This window comes from Pseudoalteromonas sp. SR44-5 (genome assembly GCF_014163675.1).
Taxonomy (GTDB): domain Bacteria; phylum Pseudomonadota; class Gammaproteobacteria; order Enterobacterales; family Alteromonadaceae; genus Pseudoalteromonas; species Pseudoalteromonas rhizosphaerae.
Genome location: NZ_JACJDT010000008.1, coordinates 106,946 through 131,456, shown reverse-complemented (window position 1 = coordinate 131,456; position 24,511 = coordinate 106,946). Strand labels below are relative to the sequence as shown.

18 protein-coding genes and 1 pseudogene are annotated in these 24,511 nt (G+C 37.7%); 6 read left to right on the top strand and 13 right to left on the bottom strand.

Features of this window, described 5'->3' with window-relative positions; all coding sequences use genetic code 11:
- Nucleotides 1-20 precede the first annotated feature (20 nt).
- From H5154_RS06670 to bfr (H5154_RS06645), 5 genes are all read left to right on the top strand, one after another.
- Entirely contained in the window at nt 21-884 is an 864-nt protein-coding gene (locus tag H5154_RS06670; RefSeq protein ID WP_145236243.1) for a cation diffusion facilitator family transporter, read from the top strand.
- Nucleotides 885-996: 112 nt separating this feature from the next.
- Nucleotides 997-2,070: a PepSY domain-containing protein gene (locus tag H5154_RS06665; protein WP_182717837.1), complete on the top strand. Its 1,074-nt coding sequence runs from the start codon at nt 997-999 to the stop codon at nt 2,068-2,070.
- Between the two features lie 693 nt (nt 2,071-2,763).
- Nucleotides 2,764-4,902 (top strand): TonB-dependent receptor, encoded by a 2,139-nt coding sequence (locus H5154_RS06655; protein ID WP_182717815.1) that lies wholly within the window; start codon nt 2,764-2,766, stop codon nt 4,900-4,902.
- Nucleotides 4,903-5,124: 222 nt separating this feature from the next.
- On the top strand, nt 5,125-5,598 hold the full coding sequence (gene bfr / locus H5154_RS06650) for a bacterioferritin (protein WP_149980077.1): 474 nt from the start codon (nt 5,125-5,127) through the stop codon (nt 5,596-5,598).
- A 10-nt stretch (nt 5,599-5,608) separates the two neighbouring features.
- Nucleotides 5,609-6,073: a bacterioferritin gene (gene bfr / locus H5154_RS06645; protein WP_182717814.1), complete on the top strand. Its 465-nt coding sequence runs from the start codon at nt 5,609-5,611 to the stop codon at nt 6,071-6,073.
- A 95-nt stretch (nt 6,074-6,168) separates the two neighbouring features.
- Here the strand turns inward: bfr (H5154_RS06645) and H5154_RS06640 are convergent, their stop codons facing one another.
- From H5154_RS06640 to H5154_RS06580, 13 genes and pseudogenes are all read right to left on the bottom strand, one after another.
- Complete coding sequence (locus tag H5154_RS06640; protein ID WP_145236256.1) at nt 6,169-6,363, bottom strand: (2Fe-2S)-binding protein; 195 nt, start codon at nt 6,361-6,363, stop codon at nt 6,169-6,171.
- Between the two features lie 188 nt (nt 6,364-6,551).
- Entirely contained in the window at nt 6,552-10,028 is a 3,477-nt protein-coding gene (locus H5154_RS06635) for an ATP-binding protein (RefSeq protein WP_182717813.1), read from the bottom strand.
- Nucleotides 10,029-10,044: 16 nt separating this feature from the next.
- Nucleotides 10,045-12,312: an ATP-binding protein gene (locus tag H5154_RS06630; protein WP_182830687.1), complete on the bottom strand. Its 2,268-nt coding sequence runs from the start codon at nt 12,310-12,312 to the stop codon at nt 10,045-10,047.
- 9 nt (nt 12,313-12,321) lie between these two features.
- Nucleotides 12,322-13,590: a PotD/PotF family extracellular solute-binding protein gene (locus H5154_RS06625; RefSeq protein WP_182717811.1), complete on the bottom strand. Its 1,269-nt coding sequence runs from the start codon at nt 13,588-13,590 to the stop codon at nt 12,322-12,324.
- A 107-nt stretch (nt 13,591-13,697) separates the two neighbouring features.
- Nucleotides 13,698-14,618, bottom strand: coding sequence for a diguanylate cyclase (locus H5154_RS06620; RefSeq protein ID WP_182717810.1), 921 nt, complete (start codon nt 14,616-14,618; stop codon nt 13,698-13,700).
- Nucleotides 14,609-16,723 carry an EAL domain-containing protein gene (locus H5154_RS06615; RefSeq protein ID WP_182717809.1) on the bottom strand — a complete coding sequence of 705 codons (2,115 nt, stop codon included), beginning with the start codon at nt 16,721-16,723 and terminating at the stop codon, nt 14,609-14,611. The genes H5154_RS06620 and H5154_RS06615 overlap by 10 nt, the downstream gene beginning before the upstream one ends.
- A 529-nt stretch (nt 16,724-17,252) precedes the next feature.
- Nucleotides 17,253-17,879: a YceI family protein gene (locus tag H5154_RS06610; protein WP_259398466.1), complete on the bottom strand. Its 627-nt coding sequence runs from the start codon at nt 17,877-17,879 to the stop codon at nt 17,253-17,255.
- Between the two features lie 457 nt (nt 17,880-18,336).
- The gene (locus H5154_RS06605; protein WP_182717807.1) at nt 18,337-19,290 is read right to left on the bottom strand and encodes a S66 peptidase family protein; all 954 of its coding nucleotides are present in this window, start codon (nt 19,288-19,290) and stop codon (nt 18,337-18,339) included.
- A gap of 221 nt (nt 19,291-19,511) precedes the next feature.
- Nucleotides 19,512-19,928, bottom strand: a complete 417-nt coding sequence (locus H5154_RS06600; RefSeq protein ID WP_220493375.1) for a hypothetical protein — start codon at nt 19,926-19,928, stop codon at nt 19,512-19,514.
- Nucleotides 19,929-20,222: 294 nt separating this feature from the next.
- Entirely contained in the window at nt 20,223-20,444 is a 222-nt protein-coding gene (locus H5154_RS06595) for a hypothetical protein (protein WP_149980072.1), read from the bottom strand.
- Between the two features lie 564 nt (nt 20,445-21,008).
- Nucleotides 21,009-21,431 (bottom strand): DUF2262 domain-containing protein, encoded by a 423-nt coding sequence (locus H5154_RS06590; protein WP_182717805.1) that lies wholly within the window; start codon nt 21,429-21,431, stop codon nt 21,009-21,011.
- Nucleotides 21,432-21,723: 292 nt separating this feature from the next.
- Nucleotides 21,724-22,330 (bottom strand): annotated as a pseudogene (locus tag H5154_RS06585) (hypothetical protein).
- A 211-nt stretch (nt 22,331-22,541) separates the two neighbouring features.
- Nucleotides 22,542-23,261 carry a YwqG family protein gene (locus tag H5154_RS06580; RefSeq protein WP_182717804.1) on the bottom strand — a complete coding sequence of 240 codons (720 nt, stop codon included), beginning with the start codon at nt 23,259-23,261 and terminating at the stop codon, nt 22,542-22,544.
- Between the two features lie 686 nt (nt 23,262-23,947).
- On the opposite strand from H5154_RS06580, the gene H5154_RS06575 reads away from it, so the two are divergent.
- Entirely contained in the window at nt 23,948-24,505 is a 558-nt protein-coding gene (locus H5154_RS06575) for a TMEM165/GDT1 family protein (protein WP_145236272.1), read from the top strand.
- Nucleotides 24,506-24,511: the final 6 nt, after the last annotated feature.

Here is a 24,511-nt window from a genome sequence, read left to right as displayed (position 1 = left end):
CAACTTAGGCAATACTCAATATGGCTCATCAACATTCTCATAGTCATCACAATGACGACCAAAGTGATCGCCAGCTAGGCTTCGCTGTTTTTATCAATGTGCTACTTACTATTGCCCAAGTTGTTGGCGGTCTCATCTCTGGCAGTCTGTCTTTAATTGCCGATGCACTGCATAATCTCAGTGATGCAGCGGCTATTTTTATCGCATTAATCGCCCGTAGAATTGGTAATAAACCCGCTAACGAGCACTATCATTTTGGTTATAAACGTGCAGAAATTTTAGCCACATTGTTAAACAGCAGCACCTTAATCATTATTGGTGGATTTTTAATACTAGAAGCCATTGACAGCTATTTTAACCCCACTCCAATCGATGGCTGGATTGTAGTGTGGGTAGCAGCATTGGCACTAGTAATTGATGTTGCGACGGCGGTGTTGACCTTTCGTGCGGGGGCAAAAAATAGCATGAATATTCGCGCTGCATTTATTCATAATGTGTCTGATGCTATGGCCTCGATCGTGGTAATTGTGGCTGGTACCTTAATTATTCTCTATCAATGGTATATTGTTGATTTGATTGCCACAGTATTCATTTCGGCATATGTAATTTATCACGGGGTATTACTACTGATTGAAAGTTGCAAAATTCTTATGCAAGCTGCGCCCAATAACTTTAATCGTGAAGCAATCACTAATGCGTTACAAAAGCACTTTACAATTAGCCAAGTACACAGCATTAAAGCCTGGCAAATTGATGAGAAAACGACCTGTTGTGAACTGGTGATCATAGCTACTCAGCCACTTGATATTGACGCAATTAAAGACTATTTACACCATGAATTTGCTATTGAGCAATGTATTATTGAATATAAACAGCCACAATAACAAACCATGATGCGAGCTCATAATTGCATTTAATCGTATTTTTATTGAAAACAGCTCGCGTTCTCATTTATCATCGCATCTTTATTTTTATAAATATCATAGGATATCTGTGTTGTTAAAGCTGTGGTTACGCCGTACTCATTTAATACTGACATTAGTTAGTGGGCTGTTTTTGATCTGTTTAAGCATCACCGGCGCTATTTTAATTTACGCAAAAGACATTCAGCAAATCATTAACCCGCAATATTGGACAGTAACCCCGCAATCAACACCACTGGCCTATCCGGTGCTTATCAATACGCTGGCTGTTCACTCCAAACAAAATGTCACTTTACTTATGCCAGAGCAGCAGCCCACTGTTGCATGGCAAGCCCAGCTTGCTGATAAAAACTATATCAGCGTTAACCCATATACCGGACAAGTACTGCTCAAATATGATTATTACAGTACAGTGTATGGCTTTACCATGGCCGTTCATCGTTGGCTATTATACCAAGATACAGATGGCAAAAAGCCGCTGCGCAATTGGGTCTCTATCTGTGCGTTAATTTTTATTATCAATATATTCGTTGGCGTATACATGTTTCTTAAACCTAAAAATCGCCTAAAACGTTTAGTAATAAAACCCAAGGCTAAATTACGTATTTTGCTTTACCAACTCCATACAGTGATTGGCATGTATCTATTTATCCCTCTTATTTTAATTGCCTTTACTGGTATGGCATTTCACTGGAAAGACGAGACCAAAGCAGTGCTTGAGTTTGTAACACAAAATAATGTAGAGGCACGCCCTAAAGCGCCGGAACTCGAGGTGCCAAATATAATCAATGGCGATAACTTTGCAGTGGCTATACAAAACGCATTAGCTGTATTTCCTGAGGCTGAATTATTTCGTATCTATTTGCCTAAAAAAGCCAGCGACCCAGTTGCACTTAGAGTAAGAAACCCTGATGAAAGTCATGCTTATAGTTGGGTATGGGCCGATCAATACACCGGTCAAGTCCTGCAATCTTACGATGCCTCAAAAGCCAACCTTACAACTCGCGCGTGGAATTTTAAATACAAATTTCATATTGGCGATTTTGCCGGTTTTTTGGTGCAAATGTTATGGCTATTGGTTGCACTACTGCCTGCTTTTTTTACTATCAGCGGGGGTTACTTTTGGTATAAGCGCCATTATAGATAACTCAGCATTATAACGTTTTAATAAATCAGCTCGCACTGGTGATGTTGAACAATAACTTTAAGTTCACACCACCAGTAACACTATCAGATCAACTCATGCCACCCTTACCTTTCAAATAACTGCCGTTCCTGACTCGATGTAAATGTACTTTTTGCCTTGTGGCAACTCATACTTTAAACAAGTGACGTTGCTTTATTTTTCCTATTTTAGCTCCTAAAATTAATCGTACCAATTACATGGAATTAATCACTTATTAGCGCATCAGGAAAAAAGCTTAAGGACGAGAGCTATGAAAAGTGTTCTATTATTATTTATAATCAACCACTTGTGCTTTTTTATAGCAGCCGAGTTTTTTACTGGCACCTTGAGCAAACTATCAGGTAATAGCTTTCTCTCAGTGATAGGAATCATTTATGCCTTTGTGGGTTTTCCACTCCAGCTACTTATTGAGCTACTACTGCTTATTGGTTTTTGTTATCAACTTTTTAATGTCGGAAAATATCAAGCAAGTGCGCCGCTTTGGTTGGCATTTTTTGCAAGCATAATGCTGATGTTTAACTTTTTTGAATAGCAAAAAAACAAAATGCAATTGATAATAACTATCAATACCCTTGCCTTTACACTTCTTTACACTTATTATTGCGCCAATAAAAACAGCAATATCTCATAATTACATAGTCGTAAAGGATCTTCATGTTTAAAACCTCTTTCACTTTATTAGCCCTCGCTGTAAGCACTGCCACTTTTGCCGATGAAGCAATCAATAAAAACCAATTAACCGATACGCAAATGGAGCGTGTGGTTGTCTCTGGTAGCCGTGTTTTTGAAAGCATTGATGAGGTTCCCGCATCAATTACTATTATCAATCAACAGCAAATCGAAGAGCATTTAAAAGTAAATCCAGAGCTACAAAGCTTACTTGCGCAAATGGTGCCGGGCCTTGCCCCTGATACAGGTAGTTCGAGTAATACCGGGCAAACGCTGCGTGGTCGCGCACCACTTATAATGATTGACGGCGTGCCGCAATCAACCCCACTGCGTAATGGCTCTTTAGGTATAAAGAGCCTCGACCCAAGTGCTATCGGCCGCATTGAGGTGATCAAAGGTGCCACCTCTATTTACGGTAACGGTGCATCAGGCGGTATTATTAATTACATCACTAAACAAGCAAAAAGTGATGGTAAAACCGAAGGTGAAATAAGTTTATCGAGTCGCTTTAGTGCGGTAAAACTTGAGGAAAGTGCCGGTGCAAGGCTATCAGCAGCCATTAATGGCCGTGCTGACAAATTTAGCTATTTAGTTACTGCCAGCTATGAAGAAAATGGCGTACAACGCGATGCCCAGGGTGACATACTCGGTTTACAATATGGTTTATCTGACGCAGTTACACAAAACTACTTTACTAAATTGGGCTATGATTTTGATGACGAAAAACAGCTACAATTTAGTTATAACTACTTCAGTTCGCAGCAAAAAACTGACCTTGGCGATGTTGCTGGCGATATCAGCTTAGGCGAAAAAACCTACGCAATCCATGTACCACCTGAATTACAAAAACAAGGTAAACCACAAGGCCCCGAAGGCAACGAAAATATCACCCTAAAGTACATAGACTACGCGCTATTTGATAACACCCAAATGACCTTAGATCTTTATATGCAAGATATAGAAAACGTGTTTTTCTTCTCCCCCAATCTTGCTAATCAAGACGAAAATTATGACGGCGGCCAGTCAATTATAAGATCTGAGAAAAAAGGCGCACGCGCAACATTTAATACCCTAATAGATTTTGATTCTATCGAAGCCTCATTTATTTATGGTATCGATGCATTAACCGATGTGACTTCGCAGCCACTTGTTGATGGCCGTATCTGGGTTCCAGAGATGGATATGCAAAGTGTTGCTGGCTTTTTACAAACCAAATGGGTGATTGCTGATGACCTTATTGTCAAAGCCGGTGTTCGCAAAGAAAGCATTGATTTAACGGTAGACGACTACCGCACACTTAAACTATGTAAAACGCCAACTCAGTGCTCAGTACCTATTAACGTTAAAGGCGACACTATAGATTACGATGCGACAACCTATAATGTTGGTATTAAGTACAACCTTGATGAAAAATTCAGCCCATTTTTAAGCTACTCACAAGGCTCCGATATTTCAGATATTGGCCGTTTGTTGCGTGCTGCCACGGTAAACGATATTGGACAGATCCAAACTGAAGCCTCGATCATCGACAACTATGAAATTGGTTTTAATTCACAATTTGATAATGTACGTATTGAAGTTGCCGCCTATCGTAGTACCTCTGAACTTGGCACAACCAATAAATTTAATGAAGTGACCGGCGTATATGAACCAGTGCGAGCACCACAGGAAATTTGGGGCTACGAAACACTGGTAGATTATACAATTTCTGCAAACCTAAAATTACTGGCAACGTATAGCTATGTTGAAGGTAAAAACACTGAAGCAGATGTTTATTTAGGTTCTAAACAGATCAGCCCACCAAAAGCGACAGCTAACCTAAACTGGCAACCTAGTGATGCTATGTCACTAACATTAAGTTACCTGTATGTCGGCGATAGAAAACGCTTTGCAGCAAATGACGATGGCAAATATGTGGGCGATCAGGGTCCTGTCGAAAATTATAATATTTTTAACTTAACTGGCCAATACCAATTTGCTGATAACTGGCAAGGGTTTGCAGGTATCGAGAACTTATTTAACGAAGATTACTTTCCAGCCCGTGCTCAGTCATATACATTCGGCGGCTACAACATCAAAGGTTTAGGAACAACAGCAACTGTTGGCGTTAAATATAAATTTTAAGCATCATTAAACTCGTTCATTGCGCGGTGCAATGAACGAGCCTTTCTTAATTTCATCTTTAACCTTAAATATAAATAGCAATCTGTTCACAAAGCAACCAACAATGCAAACTTAAACGAGAATCACACGCAATATTAACCATATGATTTAAAAGGAAAATACTTGCAATCTTGTGATTTTACACTAAACTTGTCGCAATTATGAATTTCAAGGTAGGCCGTTATGAAAGGTAATCAAAAAGTTATCGACAGCTTTAACACATTGCTTGCAAATGAACTTGCAGCAATCGATCAATATTTTATCCACTCACGTATGTACGATGATTGGGGTTTAGATAAACTTTATGTACGCCTTAATCATGAAATGGAAGAAGAAAAAGATCACGCTGATTGGTTAATTAAGCGTATTTTATTCCTCGAAGGCGTACCAAACATGACCAAACGCCGTGATCTTATTATTGGTCATGATGTTAAATCAATGATGCAAAATGACTTAACCCTAGAGCTTGAAGTCGTTGAATGTGTTAAAGAAGTAATTGCAGTCTGTGAGCAAGAAAAAGACTATCAGTCACGTGAGATCCTTGAAAAGCTATTATTCGATACCGAAGAAGATCACGTTTACTGGCTTGAACAACAACTTGGTTTGATTGATAAAATTGGTAGCCAAAACTATCACCAATCACAAATGGGCGAATAGGAGCTAAATTATGAAAGGCGATAAAGACGTTCTTGTTGCATTAAATAAAATACTGGCAAATGAATTAGTTGCCATTAATCAATACTTTTTGCATGCCCGTATGTTTAAAGATTTTGGTTTTAGCGTATTAGACAAAGCTGATTACAAAACCTCGATTCAAAAAATGAAAAACGCTGACCGTTTAATTGAGCGTATTTTATTTTTAGAAGGCCTACCTAATCTTCAAGATCTTGGCCGTTTACGCATTGGCGAAAACAGCGAAGAAATGATTGCTTGCAACATGAGTTTTGAACTAGATTCATTGGTTGATCTAAAAGATGCGATCAAACTTGCTGAAAGTAAAAAAGATTATATTAGCCGCGAAGCGCTCGATAACATTTTATCTGAGCAAGAAGAGCAAATTGACTGGCTAGAAACGCAACAACAGTTAATTAAAAGCACCGGTATTGAAAACTACCTGCAGTCGCAAATATAACGTTTGGTTAATATCAAAAAAAGCAGCTTAGGCTGCTTTTTTAGTTTTTATAATACAGATAAATGTCACTTAGATTAAACAATCACCAGCAATAGCTACGCCACTTGCTCAGTAATATCAGCGATTTGGATAAGTTTACGATTGAGGATCTTTTTAGTACAGCCGCAGCATTTGCCGCACTGGCTACCGACTTTAAGCTCTTTAGAAAGCTCGCGCATTGTAGTCGCACCTTCGTCGATTGTTTGTTCAATTTTTTTATCTGTCACACCGTGACATAAACAGATATACATGAATACAAACCACTCTCAATTACATTCGAGCTTGTATATTAATCTAAACGTAAACAGTTCGCAATTAATAATCGCATAAAATTGAGAATTATTTTTATTTGCTTAATTTCATATAGTTTTAGATGATCACCGCAATCCGGTTAAAACTTAAGAGGCTGATATGTGCCACTTCATGAAATAACTCATATCTAACTGTTATTTTCTTCTAGCCACTCATTCATGTCATTCAATAACGCAGGAAGCAGCTTTTCCAGAAGTGAAAACTCTTTTTCAATATCTAGTTGCCCCTTGCTTGCTTGTAATTCAATCTCTGCAAACAAACTTCTTAACCTGTCGGCGCTTATCTCACCACATAAACCTTTAAGAGAATGCGCAACTTGACGAACTTGTTCATAATTATGATCATCGACAAATTCTGTTAGTTGGTTAAATTTTTCAGGTGCTGTTTTAATAAACATAGTACAAATTTTAATAAGCAAAGCTTCTTTGTTAAGTAAACGAGAAAGTGCAGCACCATGATCCCATAACACTTCTTTTTCAGCCAAAATTTCAGTGACAGAGTGTTCATTTTTTTCGTAATTAGATAATGTCCACTCTATTACTTTAGCTTGCGCCTCATTTGCTTGAATAGGCTTACTAATATAGTCGTTCATGCCAACCGATAAACACTTTTCTTTTTCGCCCATCATGGCGTTAGCTGTCATAGCAATAATAGGTATATTTATAAACTCATTACCGGCATCTCCTGCACGAATTTTCTCACAAGCTTGGTAACCATTTAAGATAGGCATTTGACAATCCATCAAAATACAACGTATTGGCTTGCCTTCTATGCGGCTAAGCTTTAGTGCTTCAATTGCTTGTTCACCGTTAATTGCTGTTTTTACATAAATAGGTAAAAATTCTAGTGCTCCAACTGCTACTGCGATATTTATCTCATTATCATCAACAATTAATATACTCCCCCCATCAATTTGATCTAAAGTTCGTACTGGTATATTACTGTTTTCGCTTGCTTCTACACTAAGCAACTGCAATTGTTCAACCTTACTCAGAGTTAATCCAATAGCTCTTAGTAAATCACTTTGTGTGAATGGTTTACTAATTGTCGTGACCTTACTTGAAATACCTTTAGTTAATGGCAATCCGGGTTTATGTAACACAACAATTTTAAGGTTTGATTTATGGTGTATGAAATCATCAATTATTTGTTCTAACTCACCACTTTTATTGTCTTCTGCATCTAAGAAAATAATGTCATAGGGTTCAGCAGTTATATCGGCTAAATCTTCAAAATTTGAGAGTTCTACCTCGCCCCCTTCATGACGAATTAACTCTCCTAGTAGCTCTTGTGATTCTTTATTATTATTAATAACTAAGACTTTTTTAGACAAATAATGCTTGTTCTGTGGTGTATTCACACTACTTTCACTATCAATTATTATATCAAAACTGAACGTACTGCCCTTATGTGGGACCGAACTGACTTTTATATCCCCCCCCATCATCAGGCATAACTCTTTGCATATTGATAATCCAAGTCCCGTACCGCCAGACTCAGCGTTTATAGTGCTATCGACTTGATTAAATGCTTTAAACAGGTGTTTCTGGGCACTATATTCAATGCCTTCGCCGGTGTCTTGAACGCTAATAATTAATTTGTGTTTTTGATCCTCAATCTTTTCTGATTCAACTTTGATCTTTATGAAACCACGCTCTGTAAATTTAATCGCATTATTAATTAAATTATTGATTATTTGGGTTAACCTTAATGGGTCTGATACAGCTCGCTGGCAATTTAAACCTCGTGTATCAAGATAAACCTCAAGCTCTTTATCAAAGGCCATTATGGAGCACGATTCAACTAAGCATTCAATCAAATATTTAGGATTAAATGTTCTAAAATTTAATTCAAGTTTACCCGCTTCAATCTTAGACAAATCCAATATATCGTTTATCAACAAGTTTAAATTAGTGGCACTTAACTCCATCAGACTAATCAACCTACGTGATTTTTCTGGTAATTCTTCACGCTTTAAAATATTTAATGTTCCAATCACACCATTAAGTGGGGTTCTTAGTTCATGGCTGATATTAGAAATATATGCGCTTTTAATATCACTATTTATGACAGCCTGCTCTTTCGCTTCAGCAAGGTCTTTCGTTCTGTTTCTAACTTTTGACTCAAGCTCTGAGTTCAAACGTTTTACCTTAACTTCGGCCGCTTTTTCTTTACTAATATCCCTAATAATAAGTGCAAGGCCATTGAGTGCAAACTGCTCAGAAAATACCGGGCTTACAGAAATAGCAAAAAAGTAAGATTGCCCATTTACCTCTACGGACCGTTCATCTTTGATTTGTGATTTCGAGTTTTCCAAATCAGCAATATACTTATCTATCGGCAGCTGTTGGAGTAATATCAATTCATTAGTATGCATACCTATAGATAAAGATTTAGACGTTGATAATAATCGCTCTGCACTAAAGTTAAGGCTGGTTAGTTCACTTTGAAGATTTAATCCAACAATGGCATCAATTGAACCATCGACAATGGCTGATGACTCTCTACGTGCTTCAGCTAGCACCTGGCTTTTGGTTGCATTTCGATAAAAAGTAATAAGCAGTATTTCAGTAAAAAAGATGATTACCAATAAAAACCCATAAGTCAAAAGCCGTTTATCACTAATCATATTATCGATATACAGCTTTGGAACGACAGTACTTAAATCAATATAACTAAACTTTTTCCCTGGTCGCATTTGAACTGTATCGGAAAACATATAGTATTGTTCGCCCACTTTTTGCTTCGAATCCACACGATAAAGTCCTTGATATTGGATCGACTGCTCATATAGCGTATCCCATGTGATGTTCGGTGCTAAATCTCTTGTAAATCGATACTTTTCGATAGGGTGATATAAAAAGTCGCCTTCAGAGCTGCTAATTATAAGCTGAGAATAGTCAAACACTGTGGTTGTTAATTTTTCAATTAAGGTATTTGCGCTAACGTTCATAATTAAGAAAGCAAAACGCTTACCTTCTTCACTGTAAATAGGGATAGAAAACCGTAACATCGGCTTATATGGAAATGTCACTTCTCCAAACTCGCGATTCAACGACATAGGCGATAAATATATTTGCTTAGCTTCAAGCTGCGAACTCGGTAAAAAATACAGCTCCCCACTTTTGGGTTGTAACGAATAATCGGGTACAGCCTCAACTGAAGCACCTCGGCGCTGCACACGAATAAGCTCTTCTCCTGTTGCGGTAACGGCAATAACACGCAATTGCTCAATATTTAAATTATTTTCCATAAAGCCAATAAAGATAGTTTCTAATCGCTCTTTCCACTGTTTATAAGTGGTTCCATCATATGGGTCTATACCATTATTATAATGGGCTCTTGGTAACCCTGAAATCGGCGGTGTAGAGTGTAAAAAACTAATATCTGATTTTGATCGAGATATAAATGAAGTCACCACCTCCCTTAATCGCTGATTTGTTGTTGAAAACTCGCTGTCTATTTGCGTTAACACATCTTTTTTTACATGCGTTTCAAATAGTAAAACCGCCAAAACCAACAACAGACCAAAAAAGAACGTGATCCACCTAAGAAACGTCTTTGAAGATACAACTGACTTATTTGCTTTCATGGAAATATTCATCTTTAGCCCTTTGTTACTAATGCTTAGTTAGGGGATTACACCACTTTAATAGTACCGCTCTTAAACACTCATAACTTATTGGTTTGCCGATAAAATCATCCATACCAGATTCAAAACAACGCTGCTTATCGCTACCTAGTACATTTGCAGTTAAAGCTATTATCGGTGTTGTTAAAAAAGCTGGCATCGTTCTAATTTTAAGTGTTGCTTGAGGCCCATCAAGAACAGGCATTTGCATATCCATAAAAATAATATCAAATGCACACATTTCGCACTGTGCAATCGCCTGCTCACCATCACCGGCTATATTGATACAAGTGATATTAAACTCTTTCAAAAGCGCTTCAATAACAATTTGATTAATCTCATTGTCCTCAACAACTAATACGTTTAAGTTAGACAGATCAATCTCTTGCGGTGCTGGTAATTTAGTATTTTCATGTTGTCGACTCGCTTGTTTATCACCCCTTTGAGTCTTTAATTCAAAATAAAAAAGCGAGCCTTTACCAAGCTCACTTTCTACCTTTAAAGGTGCATCCATAAGCGCTAATAACTTACTGGTAATAGCTAAACCGAGGCCTGTTCCGCCAAATCGGCGTGTAATCGAGGTATCGGCCTGTGAAAAAGCTTCAAAGAGTGTCTCAATATGCTCGTGTGATATACCTATACCAGTGTCCGACACACCAAACGACAATATAAGCTCATTATTCGCCTCTTTCTGAACATTTACATTTAATGCAACACTTCCTCTTTCAGTAAATTTAATGGCATTGCCTAACAAATTTATAAGTACTTGCTTTATGCGTGTTTCATCTCCTGCAAAAATAATATTCTCTTCGTCTGTCGGCGATGAAACAAAAAGCTGCACTTGTTTTGCATTTGCTTGTTCACTAAATAGTAGCTTTAACTCATCTAGCATTTTATGTAAATCGATTGATTGGTTTTCAAGCTCAACTTTTGCGGCTTCAATTTTACTCAAATCGAGAATATCATTGATGATAACTAGCAGGCTGGCGCCTGAAGACTGAATAATCTCTAACATTCTTGCTTGTTTATCTGTCAAAGAGGTATTGCCAAGCTGTCGCGCCATCCCCAAAATTCCATTCATAGGAGTGCGGATCTCATGACTCATATTTGCCAAAAATTCAGATTTGACCTTAGAAGTATGTTCCGCTGCTTTTTTTGCAGAAATAAAGTCTTTACTTAACGCCCTGAAACGATTTGCAGCACCCGCTAACAAACCGATTTCATCTTTGCGTGTTAAATCGTGAATGGGCGCCGATAGGTCACCATTAAGAAAGCTTTGAAAACTTTTGGTCAATAGTTTAATAGCATGTGCTATATGAAAGTGAAAAAATAACGCTAGTCCAATGATATACAAGATAGCGCCTACTCCGAGTAGCTGTAAAACATACTCTGTTTTTGAAATACTAACTGAGCCGGTTTCTTTTATTGTAATTAAACGTGACAGTGACTGCTCTCTAAGTGTATTTGCTAATGCACTAAACTCAATGGCATCACCCGCCATAACAACATTAACTAGACTTAAATAGTTACGATTTGCTTGGACGCTTTTAGTAAAAGCTTGCTGGTAATCTACAGCTAACTGAACTGTTGGGTTTTCGATCCTGTTTTGCTGCTTTTGCAAAGCTAATTTGGAGCTTGAGAGACTTTGCAGCGCCTTAATGACTTGTTGACGCTTAGAATAGTCCTTTTTAGTTAAATAAAGCTGCGCATTGTGGTGTAATGTGTGCCATATATTTATATTTTGCGTAATTAACAACTTATCTTTTAAATCTGCGGTCAGTTGTAGTAAGCCTGTTAAATGGGCAACAGCGCCTAAATAAATACGTGGCAGCTCTGTATCTATCAATGCTGTTTTTATATTATAGCGCTTTTTTAGCACGCTTAGATTATCACCATACCTAAGCACGAGTTCAGACATGGCATCGATATAAATTTTATCGTCAACTTCATTATTTTTTTTATCTATTGCTTTTAAACGCTGGTCAATACTTTGGTAGTTCTGTTCAATCTTAGCAAATACCGCATCACTCCCTGATGCGCCATAGACCGAAATATCACGTTGCATTTCAACAATATCTTTGTTTATTCGTAAAATACCAATGGCATGACTACTAATATCCGTAATATTATTTACCGATGTATCAATTGCTTCTAAGCGTTTATCCATGACGATGTAGCTGATACTGAGTGTAATTACCACCAGTGCTAACGCTAATGTCATTTTCGCTGCAATAGAACGCGATATTAAATGTACCAAACGACGTCCTTAAGCATTAAGTAGTTCATACCATTTATCTAAACTATAATCGTAATTTTGCATTACGGTATTCCACACAGCTATATTTGAAAAACGTTTAATATAACTTCCACCATCGCGAGTCTGGCCAGCTTGTACAGAAATTTTACCATCCGTTCCAATCAGCTCAGTGGTTGCTTCTTTTCCCTCGTACCAATAATCCCACTCAGGCTTAGACATTAACGGCTGGCTACGCTGTGGGTTAGATATATAGTAACCTTGTCGAGCAATAAAGGCTCCAGGATAACCAGATAGCCACCAATTCATATATTCATAAGCCGCATCTTTTACATGCCCCGAGGTATTAGCAGATAAACACATAACACCATGCCAAGCACGATACCCTTCCTTCGGGGATGCATTGACAACAGGGATACCTTGGCCTCTACAGGCACTCACACCCGGTGAAAACATACTTTGGATATTAACGCGCTTTGTCTTCATAAAATCCACTGACTGCGGTACTGATGTCCAGAAACCAGAAAAGTGGCCTTGCCTTTTTTTCGATAATAAAATTGCAAACAATTTATCTAATTCGCCAATGCTCATGTTGCCAATGTCGTTAAATGTCATCAGACCTTGGCCCTGAGCAGCAAGCGCAGCATCAAATATGCCTATTGTTGGTGCATTAACAAGGGCCACTTTTCCTTTATTTTTATCATCCAGCAACCAAGACCAAGACTCAGTTTCATAGGCTTGCCCCTTTTCGATGTAATCTGTGTTATAGCCAAATGAGTCAACATTGTGGACATATGGCATAAAGCTTATTTTTTTTGTAGGTGTACTTGCTAATGAGCCATCATTTTGAACAAATAAAATTTTGTTTGGTGCATCACCTGCCCCTAGTTTGGCCGAGGGGGTTATTTTACCTATTTTAGTAAGGTCATTTATTTCATTCCAGTAGACAAGCCTATCGACGTCTATTGGTTGAATAGCACCGGCTTGCCATAGGATATTTATTGAGTCTGACCACTGTTCATAAAGGTCAAAAGAAGTTGGATCCGCAGCAGCTTTTTGTAAAACAGCTGCACTACCCATAGGTATAAATTGTAAATTTATACCTAGCTCTCGCATTGCTCGCTGCCGAAGCTCTTCTTGCAATGTAACGTGAGTGCCCATGACGCGCAAAGTTGTTACTTTTTTAGCAAATACATAAGGCGCTTTGAATGCGAGTGTTGATACAGCGGCCCCGGCACCAACTGTACGCAGGAAGTGTCTACGATCAGGTGAATAACTCATTATTATTTATCCAATACCAATGTCCCTAAGAGAAAAAGTATAGACTAAACAATAAAAAAAACAGCAAATTAGATCTCATAATTAATTAAAACTACTAAGGAGCCAAATTAAACAACCTGTAATTTATAGCAATTACGGCCATCTCGCTTGGCGCAATATAGTCCTTCGTCAGCCAATGAGATCAACTCATTAAGCTCCATTGTGCCCTGTTTCTCATACGTTACTCCGCCAATACTAACAGTAACGTGCCCAATGGATGATTGACTATGCTCAATATTTGACTCATTAAGTTGTAGAATTATTTGTTTGCATACGTGCGACATCCCTTCAATGTCGGTATAAGGCAGCACAATCAGAAACTCCTCACCTCCAAATCTAATCGCTACGTCATGAGGCCTTTTTAAACTATTGGCAAACACATCGGCAATTTGTTTTAAACAAATATCACCTTGAAGGTGACCATAATGGTCGTTATAAAGTTTAAAATGATCAATATCGGTCATTAACACACTAAACGGCTTTTTTTCACGCTCTGATTGTTTCAGCGCATTACTGACTTCCTTGTCTAGATAGTGCCGATTATAAAGTCCTGTAAGAGAATCTTTATAAGTCAACTTCATCAACACTTCTAAGCGCAGCTTATTCTCTACGTGATTTGTAGTTCGATGTATAAGCGTTGAGGCAATTACTGGTTTATCAATAAAATCTGCTGCACCAGCTTCCCAACAAGCATTCTGAGAATCAGTATCATAAGTTGCAGTAATAAATACAATAGGAACGTGCGCAAACAATATATCCTGTTTTAACGCTCTGCATACATCTAAGCCACTGATGTCTGGCAAATTTACATCAAGTAAAATGAGATCTGGGATATTGGATTTGCAATAATCTAACGCTTGTAAGCCCATAGCTAGTGTTTCGACTTCAAAGTAATCTTCCATGATAGCCTGTAGTGAAAAGCGAATTATTTCATCATCATCAACTATTAATATTTTACATTGCGTTAATGGCTTAAGAGCTAGGTGCATATATTTCCTTTATTTTTGGCTTGAGTAAGCACGTCCATCATCTCTAAAAAGGGCATTGGTTTACCAAGTAAGTATCCCTGACCAATGGCACAGCCTAGAGATTGTAGCTTATCTCTTTGTTGGCTTGTTTCAATACCTTCCGCCACGATCTGTAGGCTTAATGAATTAGCCAAGTCGATAATTGCAGTAACAATATCAAGCGATTGAGAGTCACTAATCATATCACGCACAAAAGACTGATCAATCTTCAGCACATCAAGAGGAAATAGTCTCAAATATGACAGACTAGAATACCCCGTGCCAAAATCATCAAGCGCAAGGCTAACCCCCATATCAGCGATCGCCTGTAATTGCTTTATCGTTTGTTCGAAATTATCAATCAGTGCTGATTCGGTTACCTCCAGCTCTAAATAACGACTTGGTAGCTTAGTTTTTTCTAATATCGATGCAACCGTATCAACCAGCGAAATACCAGTGAATTGTTTAGCTGAAATATTAACAGCGACTTTCTTTGGGTATCCTGCATCAAGCCACTTTTTAGCATCAATACAACTTTGCTCCAAAACTTGTTCACCTAAACGGTAAATTAGTCCTGATTCTTCGGCATATTCAATAAAATTAAGTGGAGATATAAATTCTCCAGTGTCATCTTTTAGCCTCACTAATCCTTCAGCACCAATAACGTCGTGAGTCACTAAGTCATATTTTGGCTGATAAAGCACAACAAGATCATTGTTATCTAGCGCGTTGCGTAAGCAATTACCCACTTTTAAACGCTTAGTCATTTCAACTTGGAGATCATTACTAAAATAATAATAGCTATTAGCGCCTTCTTGTTTTGCTTTATACATTGCTGAATCTGCATGACGAAGCATTTCCTCTACACTTGATGCATCATCAGGATACACACTTATCCCCAAGCTTGCTGAAAGGACATGTTGCTCATCAGCTAATCTGAAAGGTTTAGCGATGACATCTAGCACTTGACTAATAAGCGGTTCAAGACCGAATGTGTCTTTTTCATAGGGAACAACAAGTGCAAATTCATCGCCGCCCACTCTTGCAACAGTAATATCATTACATGCAAATTTATCAAGGCTATGACCTATATGGGCAATTATTTCATCACCAATATGATGTCCTAAAGCATCATTTATGTACTTAAATTTATCTAAGTCAAGAAGCATCAGGCTCACTTTAGTATTATTAAATGAGGCTCTAGCTATTCCTTGAGTTAACCTGTCATGAAGCAATACGCGATTGGGTAATGCAGTTAGTTGGTCGTGATGAGATAAATAAGTCATTTGAACTGACATAGCAAGGACTTCGCTAACATCTTGAAAAACCATTACTGCACCACGCTTATTACCATCCTTATCTAATATTGGAGCCGCACTATCTTCGACTCGGTGCAGCATACCTTGCCGGCTAATTAACTGCGTGTTTATAGCCATAGCAACAGGACGATTTTCCTTCAGAGCAACTGATAAAGGATTCATAGAAGGTATTTTTGTTGAGGCATCTCTAAGTATCATTACTTCTTCAATATGTCGCCCTCTAGCCGCAATTTGTGACCAACCGGTTAGACGTTGCGCTACTGGATTTAGGTAAGTTATACACGCATGCTCATCAGTAGAAATAACACCATCAGCAATAGAGTCTAACGTGATCCGTAAGTGCTCTTTTTCAGCAGCCAAAGCTGCTTTAGTGCGCTGAATGGTTTTTTCTTGAATTCGAATTTTTGTATGGTTTTCAACCCTCATTCGACATAAAGTTAAATTCAAAGGTTTAGATATGAAATCAATCGCTCCCAATGAAAGCGCTTTTTGCTCGATGTCAGGATCATTATGAGAAGTGATGATCAAAACGCGTAAATCACCAAGATGAGGTCTTTTTTGTATTTCTAGTAATATGTCAAATCCACTAACATTGGGCATTTCTAGATCGAGTAAAAGTATATCTGGTATAAACTCTTCAATAAGAGCGATGGCATCCTCACTTTTATTACATGAACAAATAAACCCAACATCGTCCAGAACATGCTCTAGTTGCAAGGTGTTGATCTCTTCATCATCTATAACGAGAATTTTACAAAGCTCTGCCATTTAAACGCTCTCCATAATCTAATTTGCCTATAATTAAAGATAGTCCTAATCTCTATGAAAAGCGATACAGCCCAGTTTTAATATATATTGAATTATCATCCACATAAGTGGAAACAACTCAAATCACTATATAATCCTAAAGAGGGTTGGAATAAAAATAAGCCTGTAGGACAAAGGTTGCTTCTCAAACTTCAACAAATATGAGCTATTCGAATACAACTAGAACTATTTTATAAAGTAAGAGATCTGGCGCTTTTTAACCTCGCTATCGATAGTAAACCAAGAGGGGGGAGGTGAGTAAATGACATCGCACATGGTAAAACAATCCAATCAAGGCCTATTGTTGCTCAGAAAAAGACAGGTATGTGGCACAAGTAAAGTCGACCAAAATGGAAACACATGCTAAAAATATTTAGCCCGTATTTCGCTTTTTAGACAAACTTCACAAAAGTGCCCTAGCGGTCATTCAGGGATTATATTCTATCTGAAAATGTCACTGATTGACGATTTAGTAGCTATCACTTACTTCTTATTGCTTACCAACATTAATAAATTCCGCATAAACTTCTAAGTCAATTTGATCCCCAACAATCGGTATATAACTGTCCATGCCAAAGTCAGAACGTTTGATTTGACCGACCGCGCTAAAACCAATGGTGTATTTTCCTGTAATCCAGTTGTCTGCTCCACCGTGAAATGTGGCTTTAAACGTCACAGGTTTGGTAACACCTCTAAGAGTTAAATCACCTGAGAAATTAAAATTGTTATCAGATATAACCGTAACGGTGTGGCTAGTAAATGATGCCTGCGCAAAGCGCTCACTGTTAAACCAAGTGTCATTTTGTAAGGTTTCTGCTAAGTCAGCATTATTAATATCAATAGAGCTAATATCCACCACTGCGTTTAATGACGCGGCAGTCATGTTATTAGGATCAAAGTTGAGTTGTGCATCAAATTTATTAAAACGCCCTACATAGGTTGATAACCCTAAATGTTGGATTTTAAATATTAATGCAGCATGTTGACTGTCTAGCTGATATTCGCCCGCTTGAAGCGCTATCAACTCAGATTTAACAGTTGGTGCAATCCAACTCACACAACTTGTCAGTAACAGCGCAGCACACATAACTGAGACCGAATGTATAAATGTTCGCATTGTATTCTTTAACGCTGAGTTCATAGTAGTTAAGCCATTAGTGATGTGTTGAGTGTAGGTAAAATAAAACGTCATTTTTCATAAAATCAAAATATATAATGCCTCATATTTTCCATTTTAACCTCTCTTTTATATTATGATGGAGTGAAGCCGCGAATTTTTCGTCTATTAATCAATCGTTTTTACATAACTTGAGCTGCGGGATTTGAGCGGTTGAAATTTAACCCTTTAGTAAAATTGGTAATTAATTATTAGCGTTTTGAAGCGTCCGTTATCTCAACAAACCTGCAATCGATGCGAAAACCCTCGAATGTTTACTTCTCGATCAAAGCCGAACTACTCAAAATTGCAATGAGCAGTCAGTCAAGCAAGGGAGATGCAATCCCATTACTCTTAATATTAAATCCGCAACCATTAATTATTATGAAATTTAGCTAATTACTCGAGTATTCTTTACCTAATGTTTTTCTATTGTTATTTGTTTACGACTTTTCGTATCTATCTTCACAAGTCCACCAATAGGAAAGCATATATGGGGTGTTGTATGTCCAAAGTTTAAGTTATAAAGCACGGGAATTGACTCTAACTCTTGTTTAGATTGTATAATCTTTTTAAGTAAGTCTTCAGATACTTCTGACTTTAATTGAAATTTCCCAATGACTATTCCTTTAACTCTGTCGAAATGTTTTTGGTGAATTAATGATTGCAGATCTCTGTCAAAATTTGAAGGGGATGTTAACTCGTCATCTTCAAGAAATAGTACAGAATTTGTTAAGTCAGGCATAAATTCAGTTCCTTGAAGCAGATTTAAAGTACAAAGGTTGCCTCCAAGTATTTTTCCTTCAGCTTTACCATGATTTAAAACTTTTATACCATTGTCTTTATAAAAGCTTCTTTTTTCCTGATCTAAAAACCATGAATCATCACTCCATTGTTCGGGGTTTATCACTTCATAAGGATCACTTGAGAATAAACACTTTTTAATATAATTTATCGAAAAATCAATACCTTTAAGCATCCCCAAAGTTGAATATGCAGGCCCTGAGTAAGTTATTAGTCCGGTTTTATGAAATAAGGCATTTGATAAAGCTGTAGTATCAGAATACCCACATATAATTTTTGGATTTTTTTTAACAATATTATAGTCAATATACTTTAGTAATTGATTTACATTATCGCCCCCGATAACAGTAAAGATAGCTTTTACCTTTTTATCTAGGAATGCTTCATGTAAATCTTCAATTCTTTCTTTTATAGATGAAGACGAAAAATCATCTATCGACTCACAGTTTTTTGAAAATGACAATTTTAGGCCAAGCTCTTCAAACCTTGTGTTTGCTATTTCTCTCGTCTCTTGGTCAATAATTGATAAACTTCTTGAAGGCGCAATTATCCTAACTTCATCATTCATTTTTAACTTATTGGGTATTATCAATTTACCTCCTACAAGATACTCTAAACAGCATGCACATCAAAATTGAGCGAACTTCACAGCTTTCAATAAATAGCTCCTAGCTCAATACTTTCGGCGTGTCGCTCCTAGTCGCAATATGTGGCGCAGAAAAGCTTGGCTAAAATTAGGAACGAAGTGACGCGGGCTAAGCTTTTTGCGTCCCTTTCATTATTGCTTTGTTATGTGTCATCGCCACATTTGTTTGAGTTAGCTTTAATTTTTGGCATTTGAATTTGTAAAAGTATAAAAACAAGAACTAAGGGTGCAAAAGCAAGCCAAGATAGATTAAGCACAACCCAAAAATAGCTAAACCAGCACATAACCGCAATAAGCGAGAATACTTTGAGTAGTTTGGGAAATATAATGATATCGCCCATTGCGACCATTATACCACCATAAAACAATGCTCCAACTAACACAAAAGCGGGATGAGGAACTTCAATTATTTCCCCCTGAAACCAATAGAAAAATTCATATCCATAACTGAATAATAAAGGTGACATGATTGTAAATGCTACAAAGACACCCCAAGAATCATTTCTGTGGTATTTAGCGTATTTATTATTTTTTTCTTGAAGTGTTTCCATATCTACCATGACACATAACGCCAACTTACGGAGTCATGTTGCAGCTTTTTGTTATGTGATTGAGCGTAATTTATGATGAATTTCATTTAATACTTCACTCCCCATTGTGTTGGTAACGAGCTCATTCAATTCACCACTTAGAAATTCTTGCCATGAAACTACCTTACATCCCGAGCAATGAGCATACCTTCCATATGCCGATATCACCGTATAATTATCCATGATTGAGGTTTCATATAATTCTCCCCTTGGATTATCGACTCTCCAACACTCAATAGCTTTAGGCGGAATATAATTCATAGTTTAAAGTGATTCTTTCACAATTTTCTGCCACTCACTAAATGACTCTGCTTCCCAATTGTTGCCAGGCTTTAAACCTTCTGGGGCGTATTCTTTCGGCTTGCCGCCAAACCAATTAAACCACTTAGAAAGACTAGCGTCTGGTATCTGAACTAGTGGTACATCAAATTCTTTGATATAGAATCTGGAGCCTACAGGAAAATCATTTTTACTTGGCAAATTCATATTATGGCTCCCGAAGATCTCCAACATAACGAGCCAGTAGAATTACTCGTTTTTATTTTCATTGATGCTTCAACCATAGCCTAGTTCCTATTTTGATTCAATCGACAACTGACTTTCACATAAAATATAAAGGAGGATTTGCTGTTGCTTTAATTGGCGTTTTGGAAGGTATTACAGGTGCTTAATGGCTTATTTTAAGATGTAAGGGCTTACCTTTATTAATGCATCGTATTTTACGCTGCTAATATTAGCCTTCAAGTTAGTTCTCATTTACTTCTCTTTCTCTGCTCTTTGTGCAAAAAATATTTAATTGAATTATTCACAAAGAGGTTCAGAAACGCTGCGCTTTAGAAGAATATAAGCAAATGCAGTGCTAATAATGTAAATATTATTGCGTAGCGCTCCTTATATGTGTTTGCCGTAAGCTACTTGCTTAACAGCCGCATCGACAGACGAAGTAAACAAATTTGTTTATTGATTTAGAGTTGACCGCCATTATATAAAACGGTCAAAAAGACTACTAGTGCCTATTGATAGTGTTAAGGCTCATATGTGTTAAACGTTTTACCCATACATTTGCAAATATTCAAAGTTCTCACTATCAAAGATTTGTGGAATTAATGAATGGCCTCCAAACATGTTATTTTCGCTGTAGAAAAAATCAACGCTATCAGAGGATAAGAAATTTACTCCATCCAATCGCAGGTTTTTATCGAACTCCATGGCTGTCAGTATTGGTTCATCATCTTCCCGCCAGTCTTCATTGTACGATTGCAGGCTGTTTTCTATTATGTAGCCTCTGGCTTTCTTGTCGTATGCATCCAAAGAAGAAAGAATCCTTTTGGCCAGAGTAATCGTGTATTCTAACTTCTCTCCATCTGGATCAACATGAATGCGAACTTCATCTCCTTTAAAATTGAAACTACCTTTGTAGGTACCTTCAATTCTTTCATCCATTTCTAGATTATCTAACGCTTTCTCGTACATAACTCTCTCTGACGTTTAACTAGCCTGTAGAATAACTCGTTTTTAATTTATTTTTATTAATGTATCAACCATAGCCGAGTTCCTATTTTGATTCAATGAAACTAAACAAGACAGTCACTCTAATTGAACAAACACAGCCGTTACAATAAAATTACTTTTTAGGTTAAGAATTTATCTTTTACTACAGGGTTACTTTTACTTCATCCATTAAATAAGTCATTAGCATTCTTAAACCTAAATTACATGCATAAAATGACATCAGTTTTTAACTTTTTACTGAGTAATTCAAGCGCTATGCCAGTAGTTTTTTACAATTACTGATATTTGCACGCCGCTTCCGATTTAAGTTTTCACCGTAACGTTATTGTGAAGACAGCCTGCCTACTGCGCCGTGAAATACGCGCGTAAATTACGTGGTGAGTTCTAACCAGTTTTTTTCTAGTAAAGGTAAGTGTGTACTTTTAATATACCCTCGCTTGCTTTACCATATACAACGTCCTGTTAGCTCAACGAATTCAAGCTACGATTTAAGCTCAAACGGTAACCCTTTTGGCATGATTTGACGTGGTATACCTGCAAAGCGAAGTAGTTGTTTTGGTTGCTTGCCATCTTTGGCGCATGTTAAACGTTTTTTAACACTAATATGGCCTGACTCTTCAGGTGTTTTTACCATCTTAGCTCTAATCGGATTTAAATAAACATATGCCATGCAGGCTGCTAATGCTGCTTCATCAAGTAGTACTTGTGACCTAAATCCCCCCTCCCCCTCTGCGGTGCCCGTAGGATTGACCGGTAAAGTGGTCTTCGCCACATAAAAATGCACGCCGTACGCAACGTGAAATACAGTGATAATATTTTGTATCAACCAAACTTACTTGACGCTTTCTTGCGATTTCAATAAGACACCCTGCTCATTTTTTGCACTTAATAAAACTTAGTACTTCGTTTCACAAAATACAAAATTAAACTGGATGTCTTTGTTATTTTTTCCTTGTTATTTTTAAACACGGATAACGGTTTACACTCGCTTTAAACAAAAATAGTCACTTCAGAGCAATCCAAAAAGCCTATTTTATAACAGTATTAATAAGCAGGACTTTAATTATGCGGCTACCCAGCATCGGTCTTCAGGCAGCTGAAGTCGGCATTTTTAAGCTTTTCTTTCTCAATAAATACCATAAGCTTATCCCCATCATGCCAACACCAGCCAAGCCCATCGTGAGATGCCAGAGTGAGCAGCGGAAGCCATTCATCACCAGGGGTCGGGTCATAAGCAAGCGAACAAAATGACGGATAGCCCAGCATGTAGTTCTCGCGATGGCCTATTAGATAAGGCAGTTCATACAAAAGATTAGTATCGAAAGGCCAGTCACTGCGTAACTCTTCATGTTTGGGGATTTCCAGCCCGGTTTCCAAACGGATTACCTTTGCCTCCTGCGGTACAGCTGCTTGCTCAAACATAACTAAATCATTAATATCCGGATAATAGTAAGCGATCACATATCCTTCAGCACCCCAGAAAATTTCACCGTCGTGATCATAAGCATAGAAGAGTGATAGCAAACCGGATTTGGGCAGCGGCTCAGGACAATCGAGGATTTCAGAAAAATTAATCTGGCCTAAAAACCGGTATTCGCCAACGTTATGTTCTGGCCAGACAAAGTCCTTTGCAACCAGAGGATTACCGCCAAACCGACTCCCAGAGTCACTGGCGACACCATCTGAAAACAAAATATCAACGCTGGATTTACTGATCGAATCCAAATAAGCCTTATGAGGGGAAAAATCTTCATCAGTGCTAATAAAGTCTTCCAAAATTTTAGGGTTCAAACAACTCTCCTTTTATAACGCAAACACAACCGGCGTTCATTCCGTGTCTATGTATATGTTCAACGGGTTATTAACTTAACCCACTATCCAAACCCTTGAAGGGCTTTTGTTTATCTAACGAGCCTGTAGAATTACTCGTTTTTATTTTATTTTGATTGATGCTTCAACCATAGCCTAGTTCCTATTTTGATTCAATCGACAACTGACTTTCACATAAAACGCTAAATTTATATTTCAGATGCTTAACCCTCTCACACTTAGAGTAAGAGGATTATCATCTTTAAAAATTAATTGTGATGCCAATAGATGGTAAAGGCATATCAGGGAACTGGTAGTCTTTTTCAAACTCGCTGTAGTCTTGATTGTATTCTAGCTCCTGTACTGCGCGTGAAGCATACGTTTATATTCAATTACAGGGTTCACCCTCAGCCGCACCACAAAACCTGTTGTTGTACCTTTACTCTAAAAAAGAAATGTGGCAAAGTGCGCACTTCTCGGGGGAGTAGCCTGCTTGATGCCTTTTAACTTAAAGCGCAGCAAGTAAACTTATCAACATAATTGCACCTCATGTGCATGGTAAGTTTGTAATGTAGCAAGCATTATCGGCAAGACCTGGGTAAACACTATCCTCATGGCGGGAGATAGGCGTTTACCTTGGTTTAATGTTCCCGCCTTATAGAAGTAAAATGGATACATTTATCACATCAACCGTCACCGTTGCTTTAGCTGAAATAGGCGATAAAACGCAACTTTTATCCCTGTTGTTAGCTGCCCGCTTTGCCAATAAACCTGCACTTATTTTAGGTATTTTAGTCGCTACTATTATCAATCATGGTTTGTCTGCATGGTTGGGCGATTATTTATCGCAAAGCTTTACCTCTTCGTACCTGCCTTGGATTGTGAACGGCTGTTTTATTGTCGTTGGCTTATGGCTACTGATCCCAGATAAAGATGAAGAAGTAAGCAATAAATACGATCAATACGGGGCTTTTTTAGTTGCCTTGGTGCTGTTTTTCATTGCCGAAATTGGCGATAAAACCCAAATAGCAACAGTATTGCTTGGCGCTCAGTATCAATCAGTGTTGTGGGTAACCATAGGAACCACTGTAGGTATGTTACTTGCCAATGTGCCGGTTATTTATGCTGGCAATGCCTTGCTAAAACGTATTCCAATGGCAAAAGTAAGAATGCTTGCTGCAATAGTGTTTGTTGCTTTGGGTTGTTACGGCCTAGTTACTAGCTAACTTTAT